17 protein-coding genes are annotated in these 17948 nt (G+C 43.5%); 6 read left to right on the forward strand and 11 right to left on the reverse strand.

Annotated elements, in window-relative coordinates; translation table 11 throughout:
- Positions 1–92: 92 nt before the first annotated feature.
- The 4 genes from pntB to M9194_RS00135 all read right to left on the reverse strand — a co-directional run bounded on the left by pntB (position 93) and on the right by M9194_RS00135 (position 3954).
- Entirely contained in the window at positions 93–1466 is a 1374-nt protein-coding gene (pntB, locus tag M9194_RS00120; protein ID WP_250610117.1) for a Re/Si-specific NAD(P)(+) transhydrogenase subunit beta, read from the reverse strand.
- A gap of 15 nt (positions 1467–1481) precedes the next feature.
- Complete coding sequence (locus tag M9194_RS00125; RefSeq protein ID WP_250610118.1) at positions 1482–3029, reverse strand: Re/Si-specific NAD(P)(+) transhydrogenase subunit alpha; 1548 nt, start codon at positions 3027–3029, stop codon at positions 1482–1484.
- A 264-nt stretch (positions 3030–3293) separates the two neighbouring features.
- A complete protein-coding gene (locus M9194_RS00130) occupies positions 3294–3575 on the reverse strand; it encodes an HlyU family transcriptional regulator (RefSeq protein WP_250610119.1) in 282 nt (93 codons plus the stop codon).
- 10 nt (positions 3576–3585) lie between these two features.
- Positions 3586–3954, reverse strand: coding sequence for a late competence development ComFB family protein (locus M9194_RS00135; protein ID WP_250610120.1), 369 nt, complete (start codon positions 3952–3954; stop codon positions 3586–3588).
- 221 nt (positions 3955–4175) lie between these two features.
- Between M9194_RS00135 and M9194_RS00140 the strand changes: the two genes are divergently transcribed.
- Complete coding sequence (locus tag M9194_RS00140) at positions 4176–5405, forward strand: GGDEF domain-containing protein (RefSeq protein ID WP_250610121.1); 1230 nt, start codon at positions 4176–4178, stop codon at positions 5403–5405.
- 20 nt (positions 5406–5425) lie between these two features.
- On the opposite strand, the gene M9194_RS00145 is transcribed toward M9194_RS00140, so the two are convergent.
- Positions 5426–6421 carry a GGDEF domain-containing response regulator gene (locus M9194_RS00145; protein ID WP_250610122.1) on the reverse strand — a complete coding sequence of 332 codons (996 nt, stop codon included), beginning with the start codon at positions 6419–6421 and terminating at the stop codon, positions 5426–5428.
- 178 nt (positions 6422–6599) lie between these two features.
- On the opposite strand from M9194_RS00145, the gene M9194_RS00150 reads away from it, so the two are divergent.
- On the forward strand, positions 6600–7040 hold the full coding sequence (locus M9194_RS00150) for a DUF3069 domain-containing protein (protein ID WP_250610123.1): 441 nt from the start codon (positions 6600–6602) through the stop codon (positions 7038–7040).
- A 47-nt stretch (positions 7041–7087) separates the two neighbouring features.
- On the opposite strand, the gene modC is transcribed toward M9194_RS00150, so the two are convergent.
- From modC to M9194_RS00170, 4 genes are read right to left on the reverse strand one after another with little or no spacing between them, the layout of a single operon-like run.
- Positions 7088–8197, reverse strand: coding sequence for a molybdenum ABC transporter ATP-binding protein ModC (gene modC, locus M9194_RS00155; protein ID WP_250610125.1), 1110 nt, complete (start codon positions 8195–8197; stop codon positions 7088–7090).
- Positions 8197–8889 (reverse strand): molybdate ABC transporter permease subunit, encoded by a 693-nt coding sequence (gene modB / locus M9194_RS00160; RefSeq protein ID WP_250610127.1) that lies wholly within the window; start codon positions 8887–8889, stop codon positions 8197–8199. The genes modC and modB overlap by 1 nt, the downstream gene beginning before the upstream one ends.
- Positions 8890–8891: 2 nt before the next feature.
- Positions 8892–9641, reverse strand: coding sequence for a molybdate ABC transporter substrate-binding protein (gene modA / locus M9194_RS00165; RefSeq protein WP_250610129.1), 750 nt, complete (start codon positions 9639–9641; stop codon positions 8892–8894).
- Positions 9642–9658: 17 nt separating this feature from the next.
- Positions 9659–11128 carry a cobyric acid synthase gene (locus M9194_RS00170; protein ID WP_431769385.1) on the reverse strand — a complete coding sequence of 490 codons (1470 nt, stop codon included), beginning with the start codon at positions 11126–11128 and terminating at the stop codon, positions 9659–9661.
- 126 nt (positions 11129–11254) lie between these two features.
- Between M9194_RS00170 and M9194_RS00175 the strand changes: the two genes are divergently transcribed.
- On the forward strand, positions 11255–11785 hold the full coding sequence (locus tag M9194_RS00175) for a hypothetical protein (protein WP_250610131.1): 531 nt from the start codon (positions 11255–11257) through the stop codon (positions 11783–11785).
- Between the two features lie 41 nt (positions 11786–11826).
- On the opposite strand, the gene cra is transcribed toward M9194_RS00175, so the two are convergent.
- Entirely contained in the window at positions 11827–12825 is a 999-nt protein-coding gene (gene cra, locus M9194_RS00180; RefSeq protein ID WP_250610133.1) for a catabolite repressor/activator, read from the reverse strand.
- A 275-nt stretch (positions 12826–13100) separates the two neighbouring features.
- On the opposite strand from cra, the gene fruB reads away from it, so the two are divergent.
- From fruB to fruA, 3 genes are read left to right on the forward strand one after another with little or no spacing between them, the layout of a single operon-like run.
- A complete protein-coding gene (fruB, locus tag M9194_RS00185; protein ID WP_250610135.1) occupies positions 13101–14252 on the forward strand; it encodes a fused PTS fructose transporter subunit IIA/HPr protein in 1152 nt (383 codons plus the stop codon).
- A gap of 3 nt (positions 14253–14255) precedes the next feature.
- The gene (gene pfkB, locus M9194_RS00190) at positions 14256–15209 is read left to right on the forward strand and encodes a 1-phosphofructokinase (RefSeq protein ID WP_250610137.1); all 954 of its coding nucleotides are present in this window, start codon (positions 14256–14258) and stop codon (positions 15207–15209) included.
- A gap of 19 nt (positions 15210–15228) precedes the next feature.
- Positions 15229–16971 (forward strand): PTS fructose transporter subunit IIBC, encoded by a 1743-nt coding sequence (gene fruA, locus M9194_RS00195; protein ID WP_250610139.1) that lies wholly within the window; start codon positions 15229–15231, stop codon positions 16969–16971.
- A gap of 14 nt (positions 16972–16985) precedes the next feature.
- Here the strand turns inward: fruA and M9194_RS00200 are convergent, their stop codons facing one another.
- Entirely contained in the window at positions 16986–17894 is a 909-nt protein-coding gene (locus tag M9194_RS00200) for a LysR family transcriptional regulator (RefSeq protein WP_250610141.1), read from the reverse strand.
- Positions 17895–17948: the final 54 nt, after the last annotated feature.

Genomic DNA, 17948 nt, shown 5'->3' on the forward strand with positions numbered 1-17948 from the left:
ACTACATAGAATTGTATACCCTTCTGTTATACAAACATAGGGCGATGGATGTCGCCCTATGTTTGTAAAAAAAGTTTGAACTTAACGTACAACTAAAGCGCTTTCGCTATTGCGTCAACACTATCTTTCGCATCTCCAAACAACATATGTGTATTGTCTTTAAAGAACAATGGATTTTGTACGCCAGCATAACCGGTGTTCATCGAACGCTTAAACACAATGACATTATGTGCATTCCATACCTCTAAAACAGGCATGCCAGCAATAGGACTGGTTGGGTCTTCTTGTGCCGCAGGATTAACGGTATCATTGGCTCCAATGACAAGTACCGTATCTGTTTCAGTGAAGTCATCATTAATCTCATCCATTTCTAAGACGACATCATAAGGTACTTTAGCTTCTGCAAGTAACACGTTCATGTGACCTGGCAGTCGACCCGCAACTGGATGGATACCAAACCTAACATCAATACCTTGATTGCGTAGTTTCTCAGTGATTTCATGAACTGGGTACTGTGCTTGAGCAACCGCCATTCCATACCCTGGAGTGATAACCACTGATTTAGATGTCTTCAGCATATCCGCGACATCTTCAGCGTTGGTTTCGCGGTATTCCCCCACTTCCTCATCAGAGTCAAGTGACACCTCTTGACCAAATCCACCAGCAATCACACTGACAAATGAACGGTTCATCGCCTTACACATGATGTAAGATAGAATCGCACCGGAAGAACCGACTAAAGCACCAGTCACGATCAACAAGTCATTCGCTAACATAAAGCCAGCTGCCGCAGCCGCCCAACCAGAGTATGAGTTAAGCATAGAAACCACAACTGGCATATCAGCACCGCCAATTGAAGCCACCAAATGATAACCAAACACCAATGCGATAATGGTCATGACCAACAGCGCAGAAACACTCCCGCCAACATCAACAAATCGAATCAAAAGCAGGACTGAAACCACAACCGCAGCAAGATTCCACTTGTGCTTATGAGGAATATTCATCGGCTTCGATGGCACGAGCCCACGCAGCTTGGCAAACGCGACCACAGATCCGGTTAGCGTAACGGCACCAATAAATATACCTAAAAAGATTTCGACAAGATGAATGGTATGTTCGACAGGTGTCATCACTGGTGCATGTAAGTAGCTGTTGTAACCCACCAATACCGCCGCGGCGCCGACAAAGCTGTGTAACATTGCAACCAGCTCAGGCATTTCAGTCATTTCTACTTTTTTCGCGTAGTAGATGCCGATACAAGCTCCGATGATCATAGCTAAAATGATCCAGGTTACTGCGCTGGTCGATGGGCTAAAGATAGTCGCTATCAAGGCCACAGCCATACCTGTGATGCCATAGTAGTTTCCTGCTCGCGCCGACTCTTGCTTGGAGAGTCCGGCCAAACTAAGAATAAAAAAGAGCGCTGCTACGACATAAGCAGCTTGTACTAATCCAACTGACATTTCCATTCCCTTCCATTAGTCTTTACGAAACATTTCGAGCATGCGTTTGGTGACAGTAAAACCACCGAATATATTGATACTGGCGATTAGCACCGCGATAAAAGAAAGGAAGCTCACAAATCCGTTTCCTTGCCCAATTTGCAATAAAGCTCCAACGATAATGATGCCAGAAATTGCATTCGTCACCGACATAAGCGGCGTGTGAAGCGCGTGCGTAACGTTCCAGACGACGTAATATCCCACAACGCATGCCAACACAAATACCGTGAAATGAGACAAAAAAGCCGGAGGAGCCACAGAAGCAACCCAACCAAACACAATCACACCCGCGGCAATCAAAGACACTTTCTTTTTCACCGACATGGGTTTAGCGTCTTCGTGATGCACTGGTGCGGGTTTGTTTTCAGTCGGTTGAGCTGATACTTGAATGGGGGGAGCTGGCCATGTTACGTCGCCATCTTTTATCACGGTTACGCCACGTAGCACGACATCATCAAAGTCGATATCAAAATTGCCGTCCTTGTTTTTGCACAGCAGTTTCATTAGATTAACAATATTAGTGGCGTAAAGCTGGGAAGATTGAGTAGGCAGTCTTGATACCATGTCAGTATAACCGACCACTTTAACGCCCCCAGGCGTTGTGACGACTTTATCGGCCTCAGTGTAATCACAGTTCCCACCATTTGACGCTGCCAAGTCGACAATGACGCTTCCAGGTTTCATGCTGTCGATCATCTCTTTTGTGATCAGCTTTGGAGCGGGTTTCCCAGGAATCAATGCAGTGGTAATAATAATATCGACATCTTTAGCTTGCTCTGCATAAAGCTCAGCCGCTTTTTTGTTGAAGTCATCGGACATTTCTTTCGCGTAACCATCACCGGCCCCGGTATCCTCCATGAAGTCAACTTGCAAAAACTCGGCTCCCATAGATTCAACTTGCTCTTTGACTTCAGGTCGAACGTCGAACGAACGAACAATTGCTCCTAGACTGCCAGCCGCTCCAATTGCAGCTAACCCGGCAACACCAGCACCAGCGACTAACACTTTAGCAGGTGGTACTTTTCCAGCTGCCGTAATTTGACCAGTAAAAAATCGTCCAAACTCGTGTGCTGCTTCTACCACAGCACGATAGCCTGCAATATTCGCCATTGAGGAAAGTGCATCTAGCGCTTGAGCTCTTGATATCCGGGGCACCGCATCCATAGCCATTACATTGATTTTTTTGCTGGACAGTTTCTCCATCAAGCTTTCATTCTGCGCTGGCCAAATAAAACTTACCAGGCTTGCACCTTCTTTGAGTAAGCTCACTTCATCGATATCTTTATTGTCACCCATCGTCGGCGCATTAACTTTAAAGATGATATCCGAGTTCCACACTTCCTGAGCTGACGCTATTTTCGCACCAGCACGCTCATAGGCATCATCATCAAAGCTGGCTAAAACACCTGCTTGAGCCTCAATAATTACTTCAAACCCTAATTTAATAAGTTGCTCTACCGATTTCGGCGATGCTGCAACCCTCGTTTCTCCAGAAATTATTTCTTTAGGCACACCAATTTGCATAGCTATCCCTTCACCATTGGTACAATTGAGTCTTTGTTTTATCGAACGTTTTTATTTTGTTCAAGACTTTTTCAACTAAAAGTACAATAAATAAAAAAATGCAACCTATCCCTGTACAATTCAATGCATTTAAAGTACAAAGTTATGTTATCTTTTGAAAAAGGGATCGATGGTATAAATCGGCGTGATAATTAAAAAGAGCCAAGCTGGCTCTGAGAATATTAAATCGTTCGTGATTAGAAAGTATTGTTTATGCTCTACGATCTAAAAGATGTCTTCACCCATTTGATCAATAAACATTTGTGCTTTCTTTAACATAAACTCATTAGCGTCAGACTCACTGGAGAGAACATCAGAACGTATAAATTGATGAGTTTTAAGTTCCCCTTCAATTTCTTTGGTGATTCGTCCTGCAATTCGATATTGGCCCCCCTCTTCCAATGACTCTTGATAAATCAAATAACCTTTATACTCTACAGGCTCTGTAGTCTTTGCCGCAGGCACGTCACGCTTACTCGAACCAAACAGACGAGAAAATAACCCCACAAATAACTCCTTATCTATTTTTCGGCTTCAATAGTGGTTTCTCAAACCATTCTAATTCAGAATCATCATCAACACGAGGGTGGCTAAATATAATGGGTATATCGTCATCACGATGTTGCCTGCGGTCATCCAAGATCATAGGCAATGCGGCTTCAACTGCGTCATTCGCAGCCACTTTCAACACGACTAAGCGATCTTCTGGAAGCGCAGAAAGAAAATCGATATCGTGACGTATATAAATAGGCCTAAGCTGACTCAAGGCCAAGCAAGCCAAATCAGCAATTTGTTCATGGTCGAGTTTTCCTGTGTATTCCTCGTCCGCAAGAACATGCCCGACAAGCGTTTCCATATAATTGTGTACATCGAAGCTAATTTGCATAGACCTTGCTCCCTTTCGCTTAATTCCTACTCTTGCCCTAATTATAGCGTCGACTTTAAGGTTTGCTTCATTTCGCTATCTAGATTGATACTTGGAAAACTGAGAAATACAATTATGCTTAAAGTTGTACAGCAACCATTAATCTAACGTTGAATCACCTCCCAAGAAGAATAGGGTTTGGTCATGAAAATGATTCATTTGAGTTTTGGACGACTTTGATAATGTTTACAACAAGAAAGGTGACAATTTGGTTTCATTTCTTACTGCCTATCATCATTCTTGTGCCTGTCTCATTTGGGCTAACCTATATCCCAGAATTTGTTAATATCCACCACGATTTTTTTACCAAACTTCCATTTGTATTGCTGCTCTGTGCCGTACTTTTGGCCCACACATTAAAAAAAAGTCGTATCGCAATGATTTCTATCACTTTGCTCATCGCATACTGGTGGCTTGAATACCATATTGATTTACCAGGCGAAGAGAATACAGACCACATAGAACTTTCCTTATTGACGTTGTTGCTGCCATTAAGTGTATTTTTTGTCTATGCATACAGAGATACTGACCTATTGAACAAGTTCTTTGCGCTATACGTAGTAACGTTAGTATTCGTTGCCTACTGGGTCGTGCTGTTTTTAGATTATGTTCATACCAATTCCATCCGATTTCTAAATGAAGATACTTTTTTTGTGGTTTCAGAGCTGTCACTTCTGCCGATAATACTTGTCAGCTACATTGGCTTCTGTGTCATTATCTCTATATTTCTCCTATTGAGAAAAAAACGTGCAATAGACATCATCGTCTATACCACACTAATGTTCACATTGACCCCACTCGTTTTTTCTCAATCGCCACATATAACTTGTACATCTTTTTCACTGCTAGGCGCTTATCTTCTCATCAGTTTAGTGTCGACAAGCCATAGGTTGGCCTTTCACGATCCCCTTACCGGTATTCCTGCCAGACATGCAATGGAAAATGACCTGAAGAATCTCGGCAAACGTTATTCCATCGCCATGTTAGACATCGATCACTTTAAAAAGATTAACGATCAATATGGGCATGTCATAGGCGATGACGTTTTAAAGCTAATCGCGAAGAAACTCGAAGAGCTATCTGGAGATGGAAAAGTCTATCGATATGGAGGGGAAGAATTTGCCATTATTTTCAAAGGCCAATATTCTACGGATGCGCGAGACTACTTGGAGCTACTACGAGTTGCCGTCGAACACTACGAAATGGTGTGCCACGAAAGAAAAGAAATAATGTGTAAGCAACGGCGCTCACTGATAAACACTGGCTGCACCGATAGCAACATTAAAGTGACAATAAGTATTGGTCTGTCTGATAGCCAAAATCGCCATACGCCAAACGATGTATTAGAAGCGGCAGATCGCGCCCTATACATAGCCAAAGAGCAGGGTCGAAACCGGATGATTTGTCATTGAATTTATCGTAAAAGCCCACGCTACGAATGCACTTTTTGATCTACGAGTTCTGCCGTCAGTTCAAACCCTGCAAAACAAAAACAGTTGCGACCTGAATGCTTAGCCTGATATAGCCCATTATCCACCGTTCTAAATACATCATCGATTTCTTCTTTACCACTGGGCACTAGACTCAACACACCTTGTGACACCGTCACAAATCCCATCCCATTATTAAAGTCATGCGGATAAGAGAGTTCTGCTAACCCGTTTTGAATTCGTTGTGCTTGCTCTAATGCATTTTCTTTATCGGAATTACTTAACAATACAACAAACTCTTCACCGCCATAGCGACCAACGTAGTCGCCATTCCGGTTGAAGAGCTCTTTTGTCATCTTAGCAAGATCGATAAGGCATTTGTCACCTTCTATATGGCCATAATTATCATTGAACGGTTTGAAATTATCGACATCCAGCAAAATCACTGCTAATGGCGCTTGATGCCTTGAGTGCCATGCAATCATCTCTCTAAGTGTTGTGTCGATAAAGCGGCGATTAAACACCTTAGTTAAACCATCTTCGTTGACTTGTTGTTGAAGGGCAATGTTGAGCTCGGACAGCTTGGCTGACGTACGCTTCAGCTCTCGGCGCATAAAAGCGATTCGTTGCATTGCGATAAGCTTGGAGTTCAGGACCAACTTATCTACCGGTTTGATCAGATAATCATCCCCACCCGCCTCGATCGCTTTGGCTATCATTGCGGGTTCTTCATGCCCACTAAGGAAAATAATAGGTATCCACTCGGGAAATTGATTACGAATTTCCTGGGACACTTCGAAACCATCCATTTCTGGCATAGAAACATCAAGCAGCACTAACTCTGGCTCAAATTTTGGATAAATAGCTAATGCTTCCACCCCACTTGCTGCGGTTTCAACACTATGCCCCAATTGTTTTAAACGAATGGCAAGTTGCATTCTGTCAAGCTGAACATCATCAACCAACAGTATTCGCATTGACGAACCTGTGTTATTCATATTTTTTACCTAGCAACGACTCTATTAAACATATAGCATATAGAAAAGCAGTACGCATTGAATAATATTCACCCAAACGCTCTCCTATCGAAGAGAACGGTACATGGTTATTTGTTTTATCGTATTGACATTCTACTGTAAGTTCCTAGCATAACACTTTTGTGTACGGAACATGATAATGACTGATTCAAATAAAGAAGAACAACATGAGGTTGATCTAGAAAGCGTTTCTCCCGAGCTACGTTACTTAATCGAGTTTGAAGATGTGCCAGAGCAAATGCATCTTATGGTTGTTTCTATTCATAGTGCTTCAGAAGAAGTCGTTAGAGCAGAATGGGATGCGTTACCAAAGAGCGCTCAAAATATATTGGACAACTTCGAGCAATTCCATGCGCTGATCACCATTAGCCAAGCATTCGCCAGTATTAATACATTGGAAGAGTTGATGTCGATGGATGCGCCAAGTGAGTTATCTGCAGAAGAATACGAGAACTATAAGGCCGACACACTCGATAAAGTACTAAAAAGCTGTATCAAAGATATGATAAAACAGCTAAAAAAGGCACGGCGTGATGCCATTTTAAAACGCGATTTTCGCGAAACGTTTGCTAAACAGTAGCATATAGTTTTGGGGTGGCCATGCCACCTCAATCAACTCAATAAGCCTTAGTGGTTCAGAGCAATATCGTTTTGTGTCACACTTACACCCTTAATTTGTGCAAATACTTGCTGACCCTCTTCCAACTTTAACTCATCAAATGCCCAGCGGGTAACCGCAGCCCATAAAAAGCAATCTTGCCCCAATTGCAGCTTCACCAATACGTTAAAACGATAGGTTGAGTGGTCAGAACCACTAACAACAGAGCAAATTTTTGCTTGAAGTATATTACGAATAGAGGTTTGCTTTGGTTTGGATAAGACGATGGACACATCATTTGCTCGAATTTGTATACGCACTGAAGAGTTGTTCGCGCTTCCGATTTTTTGTACCCATAGATATTGTTCTGCCGTCAACATGACTTTACTAAGTTGATAGGTTTCACATTGCTCTACAAGTTGGCCAACAAATAACGAACTTTGCTCTTGGTCTTCTAGCCAAGGGCGCATCTCTTTTGATGCCCAAACTTTTTGAATGGGTCCAGACGTCGCAACATGACCTTGATCGATAATGACCAGGTAATGAGCTAGTCTCAATACCTCCTGCACACTATGCGAGACATATAGGATAGGTATTTCCACCTGCGCTGCCAATCTTTCTAGAAATGGCATTACTTCCCTTTTTCTTGGTATGTCTAACGATGCCAAAGGTTCATCCATTAAAAGCAAGTCCGGTTCAGATAGCAACGCCCTACCAATTGCTACCCGTTGTTTTTCACCACCAGATAACTCCGAAGGATATCGAGTCAACAAATGCTGTAACGAGAGCATATCCACCATTTTGCCAAAGTAGTCTTGGTTAAAATCTCGGACGCCATATAAAAGATTGCCCTTTACTTTATAGTGAGGAAATAAGCGAGCATCTTGGAACACATAGCCAATATTTCGTTGATGGGTAGGTAAATAAAACCCGTTGGAAGAATCAAACAAAAGGTGGCTTCCAATCGAGATACGACCACTTTTCGGCTTAGTTAGCCCTGCAACCGCATTGATCAGTGACGTCTTACCCGCGCCAGATCGCCCAAAAATGGCCGTTATTCCTGATGAAGGCAGCGTTATACTGATGTCGAAGTCCGTGTTTCCCAGTGTCTGTTTATATTGGATATACAGTGAAGTCATTAGCGCACCCCAAGTCTACGTTGCGTCCGCTTTGCAAACCAATCTGACAACATCAAAGACACCAGCGCTATCACAATTGATATCACGCACAACCTCGCGGCTTGCGCTTCATCGCCTGGAGTCTGAATGAAGGAATACATGGCTAACGGAATGGTTTGTGTTTCACCAGGAATATTCGAAACAAACGTCATTGTTGCGCCAAATTCTCCAAGACTGCGAGCAAAGGCCAACATGGTCCCAGTAATAATGCCAGGCACAATTAAGGGTAAAGTTATAGTAAAAAAGACCTTTACAGAGGAAGCGCCTAACGTTGCTGCCGCCTGCTCTAACCTTCTATCAACACTATCAATACTCAAACGTATTGATCTCACCATAAGAGGCAGTGCAACCACAGCGGAGGCCAACACAGCCCCCTTCCAATTAAAACTGAATACGATATTAAAATGGGTTAAAAGCCATTCGCCAATCACGCCTTTCCGCCCCATGACAACCAGTAAGAGGTAGCCAACCACCACGGGGGGAAGAACCAAAGGAAGGTGTATAGCACTATCTAGAAAACCCTTGCCAATGAACTTTTTACGCGACAAAAGCCAACCGAGTGCAACGCCAATTGGAATTAACCATATGACAGCGTAGCTTGCAACTTTTAAACTTAAAACAACAGCTTGGTATTCGTATTCAGTTAGGTACATATTTATACTGGCTTGCTAAATCCATAATGTTTGAGTATCGCAGTGGCTTCTTTGCTTTTTAAGAAATGCACAAAGTCGGTTACTGTTTTATCTTGATTCATTTGTACCAGTGGATACAAGATCGGAGTATGCAATTTTGCGGGGAACTCCTTGACTATTTTCACTTTTTTAGACACTAGTGCGTCTGTCTTGTAGACAATCCCCAGTGGCACTTCACCTAACTCGACTAACGCCAGCGCCGCGCGCACATTGGCGGATGGCGCTAATCTAGGTTCCACTATACTCCACACCCCTAATGACTCAAGAGTTTGTTTCGCATAGATCCCAGCAGGCACCGAGTTCGTTTCACCAACCGCGAGTCGTTGACCGCTTAGCTCTTTAGCCCAACTGGATTTATCTCTGGTATTAAAGTGTATACTTGCCCCTTTAGGTTCAACCAGCACCAAGCTATTGGCGGCAAATAGCGACACGTTCTGCTTTTTGACTATTTTGGTTTTGACCAAGTAGTTCACCCACTTTCTATCCGCTGAAATATAGATGTCTGCGGGTGCCCCATTTTCTATTTGCCGTGCCAATGATGATGACGCAGCATACACAGGGACGATTTGAATTTTATGCTCATTGTTATAGGCGGTAATTAGCGAGTTCACCGCATCTGTCATTGACGCGGCAGCATACACATGTATCTTTTGCGCAGCATGAGCGAGAAACGGAATAAAAAGTGAAAATACGATAACAAGGACTTTTTTCATAGTTAACTCTAATTAACTCAGTTAGTGGGAAAGACCGTCGGCCAAATTTTATTTAAATCAATGTGTTTCTCGATGGCATCAGCAATTCTGTCGATACTATGTTGTTGAGTTTGTTCATGATCGAATACCTCGATGTCTTTAGCACCTGCCCATTCACATATCAACTTTAAAGCATCAGGCGAGTCCAGAATACCGTGTAAATAAGTCCCGAGGACCTGATTGCACTCACTTAGTGCCCCATCTAGAGTGCCATCGCAAAATCTTATCGGTTGGCGTTGATTTACATTACTGACACCCAGATGAATCTCGTAACCAGACACATCCACTTTTTGACCATTAAGATTGAGTGTGCCCTTCTGGTTGGTGAGTTTTTTATCTGCGGTAAACTCAGTTTCGATATCCAACAGCCCTAAACCTTTACATTGTCCGGGTTCGCCTTCGACTCCTAACTCATCGAATAAAGTATTACCGAGCATTTGAAACCCGCCGCAGATACCAATAACTTTCCCTCCAAACCTAAGATGACGATAAATATCTGTATCCCAGCTTTGCTGCCGTAAGTAACGCAAATCATCCAGTACGGATTTACTTCCCGGAAGAATAATCAAATCAGCATTGGACAGTCGCTCGCCCTCACCAATAAAGCGCAGTTCTATGTCGGGGTTTGTCCGAAGTACATCAAAATCAGTGTGATTGCTTATTCTAGGCAATACGGGAACAATAACTTTTAGCTTTACCTCTGACGACGCAAGCTGCTCAGCGTCTATGGCGTCTTCAGCTTCAAGGTAGAAGTTCGCTAGATAAGGCAAAACGCCAAGCACCGGTTTACCCGTTTTATTCTCTAACCATTCAAGTCCGGGCTTTAATAACCCAACGTCACCACGAAATTTGTTGATAATAAACCCAACAACTCTGGCTTGCTCAGACTCGCTAAGTAAAGCAAGTGTGCCATACAAATGAGCAAACACGCCCCCTTTGTCAATATCCGCCACTATCACAACGGGTACGTCTGCTTCTTCGGCAAACCCCATATTTGCAATATCATTCTCACGCAGATTGATTTCCGCTGGGCTCCCAGCGCCTTCAATCAGAACCGTATCGTATTGAGCGATAAGCTTTTGAAATGAATCTAGTACCACGGGCAACGCCAGAGATTTATAACTTTGATAGCCAATGGCATCGATGTTTCCGTATACCTTTCCTTGAAAAATAACTTGCGCACTGGTGTCGGTTGAAGGTTTAAGCAGAACAGGATTCATGTCTACTTTTGGTTCAATTCGACATGCCTTTGCTTGAACAGCTTGGGCCCTGCCAATTTCACCACCGTCTGCAGTCACAGCGCTATTCAATGCCATATTTTGTGGTTTAAAAGGACAGACCTTGACACTTCTACGTGCCAGAACACGGCATAGTCCTGCTACAACGACGCTTTTCCCTGCATCCGAGGTTGTCCCTTGCACCATAAGTGCGTCTATTGTGTTTTTCAATGCGATTACCGAGCCATTCAGGTTTACGAAGTTCACTTTATGTGAAGTCATCTATTTTACTCGGCCTATTTTTTGCAGGTTTCTGTTTTTAAGTCAATATTTTGTCTCATATGACACGGAGTCACGATGTTTAATAAAGCGAAAGTCATAGCTAGGGTTGTAGTTAGCTCCGCCTGCTTTATTCCTCTTGCAGCCAATGCAAATAACTTCAGCTATAACTTCTTTGAACTCTCAACCGCAGTCAGCCCAGATTCTTCAGGCATTGAGTTCAGCAATCAAATTACAGACAATGCCCACTTCATTGCAAGAGCATCAACACAGTTTGACAAAGATCATGATTTAGCAGGTGGTATTGGCTTTAATGGCCCTCTCAACCAATTTGCTGATATCTACGGACAACTTCTGATTCACCAAATTAAATATACTCAAGAAGCTGGAGGAGAGAGCGAAGTCGAGGGTGAAATGAATGTCGGCCTCAGGGTTTGGATCAGCGACCAGTTTGAGGCAACTGGCCGCATTGGCCGCTTGGATGATAGATCCGTGTTCTACGGAGGCGTGCGCTTTCACTCCACTGATCAATTATCCATTTCTGCTGAAAACCGTAACAATGGTATTTACGGACCGCAACTAACAATGACGGTCCGCTTTCAATTCTAAGATATGCTCTAATTTGACCGAACCAACGCCGCCACAATTAATTATCGCTTAGAAACCTGTCTAAGTTTTAATTTCCGAGTGACTAACTCCACTTGTGGCGTCAAATTTTTCGCTTTGTTTGTCGCTGCAATTGCCAGCTCCAGTGCCTTAGTTGAAATAACATCGAACTGCTGAGGTAGTGAGTTAACCTTAAAAGGAAGGAAATCAAGCAATCGGTTATCGCCAAATGTCGCTAATTTTAACTTTTCGGTAAGTTCCGGCCTATCGACCAGGACATCAAGTACACCTTCCAATAAGGTATAGGAAGTGGTCATGATGGCATCAGGAAGCGCACCGGAGTCTATCCAACCTTGTAAAACCTTTTTGCCGTCTTCACTATAAAAGTTTTGACCGTATCCAAGTACAGGTTTCACCCCGACATCGTTGGCTGCAGCTTTAAAGCCATTTTCTCGCTCACGTGATATATTTAATTTTGGTAATGCTCCGATGAGTCCAATACTAGTGACAGCGTCACCACATAGCGAGGTTGTAAGTTCATAGGCTCCCCCAAAATCTTCACTTATCACACACGAAAAGTGCTCATCATCTAATGGTCGGTCAATTGCAATGACTGGCGTACCATCGTCTTGGATCCTTCTATAGAAATCGGTCGCATCCTCGATAGAACTAGCGACAAATAACACGTCAATGCTGCGACTCAATAGTGTATCTACTAATTTTTTTTCTATTTCAGCATCATCATCCGTGCAACCAATTAGAATTTGGTATCCTTTCGCACGTGATTTTTGCTCAAGGTGCTTTGATAAACGAGCATAACTCATGTTTTCTAAATCAGGCACGATCAAGCCAAAAGAGTGGCTTGCACCACCTCTTAAAGACGTCGCTACATAGTTTGGGCGATAGTTATTCGAATGCACAACAGCCATCACGTTCTGTTGCGTTTTTTCGCTAATTCTATACTGCTTGGCTTTACCATTAATGACATAACTTGCCGTTGTTTTTGATACGCCAGCCAACTTTGCAATTTCATCAAGTGTCATATGCTATCTCTCAAATTGTGGCTCAGATCAAAAAAAGATAAGATTAATTCAACGATCTATTGCATAGTATACTGAAACGATTCAGCATCAAAGCTGAAAGGATTCAGCAAAACATATAAATGTTAACTTGGTTATAGATTTTCTATACTCTGACATACGGAAATGGGTTTTGCTGAATTTTTTTATATTTGTGCTGAACCGTTTCAGCGTTGAATAGTTCCATGACTTTTCTTCCGGCGCGGTTAAAAAGAACATTAGCATTAATGAGGCTCGTTATGCTCCAATTATCTAAGAACGTTATCTCTTTAAATAACGTACACAATGACGCCAGTTCTGCCATTCAGTCGCTTGCCGCTGATCTATCAAAGAAAGGCTATGTCGATGAGAAGTACGTCGAAGGCATGCTTGCCCGCGAAAGCCAAAATACCACATTTTTAGGTAACGGAATTGCAATTCCACACGGTACTACCGATACACGTTCGCTTGTGAAGCAAACTGGGCTCGTGGTCCACCACTACCCGAAAGGTGTAAATTGGGGAAATGGTAATGTTACCTATCTAGCTATTGGTATTGCTGCGAAATCAGATGAGCATCTCGATATTTTACGACAACTTACTAAAGTATTATCCCAAGATGGTGTCGAATCGGCCTTAAAGTCTGCAAATACCGCAGAGCAGATTATCGACATCATAAATGGAAATACACAACTTGCTTGTGAGTTTGACGCCTCATTAATACAAACGGATTTCCCAGCAAAAGACTTGCTCCAGTTATCTGCTGTAGGTTCAGCACTTATAAAAAATGCCACATTTGCAGGCAATCAGTTTGTTGCCGATATTGTGTCCAAAACGCCCACCCACCTCGGAAAAGGCCTATGGATGATTACATCAGATGTCGGAGTGACGAAAACCGCCATGTCCATAGTGACAACGTCACACGCATTTTCCTATAAAGACCAACCCGTTGCTGGGCTCATTACTTTTGCTGTAAACAGTTTTTCTCATAAATCACAGCTCGATACCATTCAGCAAATCATTGTGAATCAGCAACAGCAAAAGGTATTAGCCTCATCGCAAAGTGGGGTTTTGGCCTTGTTCGCTAAAGACGAAGATGGCTCAAGCAGTGACAACATCAGTAACGAAAATGAAGATGAATGCGTTGCAACCTACACCATCAAAAACGCACATGGGTTACACGCAAGGCCAGGAGCAATGCTGGTCGCTGAAGCTAAGAAGTTTACATCGAATATTAAAGTAGAAAATTTGGATCTTCAAAGTGCCGCAGTCAACGCGAAAAGTTTGATGAAGGTGATAGCGCTAGGGGTGAAACGAGGGCATCGCCTCAAGTTCACCGCCCAAGGTGAAGATGCGAGCCAAGCTCTCGAATCTATTGGTGCTGCCATTGATTCAGGACTAGGAGAACAATAATCCATGGCAGAATGCAACAAAGTTGTCACTATTACACTAAACCCAGCGCTCGATCTCACAGGCAGCTTAGATAGCTTAAACGTGGGTAGCGTAAGTTTAGTGAATAAATCCAATCTCCATGCGGCAGGCAAAGGTGTTAATGTTGCTCAAGTATTGAATGACCTTGGCGCTGAAGTGACGGTTACTGGTTTTTTGGGGCGAGACAATCAAGAAATGTTTTGCCAATTGTTTGACTCTCTGAACATCAATGACCAGTTTATTCGAGTCAATGGTGCAACACGCATCAACGTTAAGCTGGTCGAACAATCCGACACAGTCAGTGACATTAATTTTCCCGGTGTAGCGGTTAGCGCTGAAGACATCTCTCAGTTTGAATCTGTCTTGTTTGAATTAGCGCAAAGCCACGAATACTTTGTGCTAGCAGGCAGTCTACCTCAGGGCATTTCTCCAGAATTATGCGCCACATGGATAGACAAGCTCAACGCTCTGGGAAAAAAGGTCTTCTTTGACAGTAGCCGAGAAGCACTTAAAGAAGGACTTAAGGCGAAGCCGTGGCTAATTAAACCAAATGATGAAGAGCTTTCCTATCTCGTTGAGAAACCGATTACCTCATTAAAGTTAACACAGCACGCAGCCGAAGAAATAGCAAAAGACATTCCAAATACTGTGGTTTCATTAGGCGCAGACGGTGTTTTATGGCATGACGAAAGCGGTTGGCTCAAAGCAACACCTCCTAGCATGCAGGTCGTCAGTACTGTCGGTGCGGGAGACACGCTCGTTGCTGGACTTTGCTGGGGCCATATGAATAACCAAGATAAACATCAAATTCTATCTTTTGCGACCGCGTTGTCTGCGCTTGCAGTTGAACAAATTGGCGTAGGTGTGAAAAGCATTAATAACGTCAAACAATTACAAAAACAAATCCAAGTAACGTCTCTTTCCGTTGAATCGAGTTAGAAGGACAAAGGTTGATATCATGAACATCACAATCATTACCGCCTGCCCTAGTGGAACCGCTACCAGCATATTGGCCGCTGGCGTTCTAGGCAAGGCAGCCGAAAAACTGGGGTGGAATGCATCAATAGAATGCCAATCTACAGTTACCGATATACAAACACTGACGCCCACTCAAATAGAAAATGCTGATCTGGTAGTTATCGCTTCCAACAAACTTGTTGATGAATCACGTTTTGTTGGCAAAAAAGTGTATAAAGCGTCAATTTCTGAGTGTTTGTCCAACCCCGAGCAGTTTCTGCAAACCGCTTCCGAACAAGCTCAAACTTTAACTCAACCGATATCCATTAGTGACTCCAACGGCAATGCGGCTGGTAAAAAACGCATCGTCGGTATTACGGCTTGCCCAACAGGTGTCGCCCATACTTTTATGGCTGCTGAAGCACTAGAAGAAGAAGCGACTCGCCAAGGCTACCAAATCAAAATTGAAACTCGTGGCTCTGTAGGTGCGAAAAATCAACTGACCGCCGAAGAAATTGAGCAAGCGGATCTAGTGATCATAGCCGCTGATATCGAAGTCCCATTAGACCGTTTCGATGGCAAACTCGTGTACCGCACAAAAACGAGTCCAGCGTTAAAACAAACGAAGCAAGAAATTGATCGCGCGTTTGAACAAGCCACAGAATACCACCACTCTGGCTCCACATCTGCCACGGTTTCAGAAGAGAAAAAAGGTGTTTATTCCCACTTAATGACAGGTGTATCTCACATGCTGCCTGTTGTCGTTGCTGGTGGTTTGCTTATCGCCCTTTCTTTTGTGTTCGGAATAAAAGCATTTGAACAAAAAGGTACGCTCGCAGCTGCACTGATGACTATCGGAGGCGGCTCTGCCTTTAAACTGATGATCCCAGTGCTTGCTGGTTATATTGCCTACTCTATTGCCGACCGCCCAGGCTTAGCTCCTGGTTTAATCGGCGGTTTGATTGCTAGTGATATCGGCGCTGGGTTCTTGGGCGGTATCGTTGCTGGTTTCATTGCAGGTTATGCGGCCAAATATATCGCTGAAAAAGTGAAGCTCCCACAATCGATGGAAGCCTTAAAGCCGATTTTGATTATTCCATTTGTCGCAACCCTATTTACTGGGTTACTCATGATCTATGTGGTCGGCGGCCCTGTCGCTCACATTATGGAGTCTATGACTTCGTTCCTAAACACCATGGGGTCAGCCAACGCTGTTCTGCTAGGTATCATCTTGGGCGCTATGATGTGCTTTGACTTGGGTGGCCCAATTAATAAAGCCGCCTATACATTCGGTGTCGGACTGCTTGCATCACACACTTACGAGCCTATGGCCGCGATTATGGCCGCAGGTATGGTGCCACCACTCGCCATGTGGTTAGCAACCTTTATTGCTAGACATAAATTTGACCCAAGTGAGCGTGAAGCAGGTAAAGCAGCATTTGTGCTTGGCTTGTGCTTTATCACTGAAGGCTCTATCCCTTTTGCTGCGAAAGATCCAGCCCGTGTTATCCCATGTAACATGATTGGTGGTGCAGTAACTGGTGCACTATCTATGCTGTTCGGTGCCAAGTTAATGGCACCACATGGTGGGCTGTTTGTGTTACTCATTCCAAATGCAGTGACGCCTGTCTTCTTATACCTCGTCGCGATAGTCGTGGGCACCGTAGTCACTGGTGTGAGCTATGCGTTCTTGAAAAGAAAGCCAGAACAAACACTAGATACCTCTAAAGCTATCGCTAGCTAGGCACAACAACCTTCTTAAAAGCACCAGCCGTCAACTGGTGCTTTTTTGTGCTCTATCGATTGAAACGATTTAACTATTTCATTGACCACTACTTTCACCCTCGCGGTATGCGAGAGGTCCTGATGAAGCACTAACCAAGCCTCAAATGGATAGGCCCGTTTTTTATTTGGCCATACTCTCACTAACTCGGGACATGAAATGGTGTGATAACTTGGCAACTCTGCAATAGCAAGTCCAGAGCGCACATAACGAGTTAACATTGCACTCGAATTAAATTCGGCAACGACGCGACCATTTTCCCTCGACTCTCCGACCAAATAACCATCTTGTCGTTGCGTCACTCCTTTTTGATATAGTGCAATATTATGCCCTTTGAATCCGTCACCTTGACTAGGTTCACCATATTTTTCAAGGTAAGCTTTCGTTGCATATAACCCTACTTCCCAACAACCCAATTGGCGTACAATCAAGTCTTGTTGCGTCGGCCTCAATGTGCGAATAGCAATATCCGCTTCTCTACGCACTATGTCCAGCTGTTGAGTCGTGGTGCTTAGTATCACCTTAATATCTGGATATCGGTTTGAAAGCGTCTGCAGAGCCGGAAGGACAAAATCTTCTGTTAAGGTATCTGTTGTGGTTAACCTCACCTCTCCCTCTAAGCAGTCATCTTCTCCAGATACTTGTTTTTCAAAAGACAAAGCCAATTGCTCCATTTCTTTTGCAATATCAATCACCTTTTGTCCGGTTGCAGTCAGTACTAACCCTGCGTTTGTACGTAGAAAAAGTGTGCTACCAAGTTTTGTTTCTAAGCTAGTGAGTCTACGACCAACCGTAGTTTGATCAACGTGAAGGCGCTTAGCCGCACCACTTAATGTGCCTGATTGGCTAACGATAAGAAAAAGTCGTACATCATCCCAATTCATAGTCATTCATCCTGCATAAGTGCATAGGTGGCAAGTGTTCATCTGCATTTTAGC

Source organism: Vibrio sinus (assembly GCF_023634645.1).
GTDB classification, from domain to species: Bacteria; Pseudomonadota; Gammaproteobacteria; order Enterobacterales; family Vibrionaceae; genus Vibrio; species Vibrio sinus.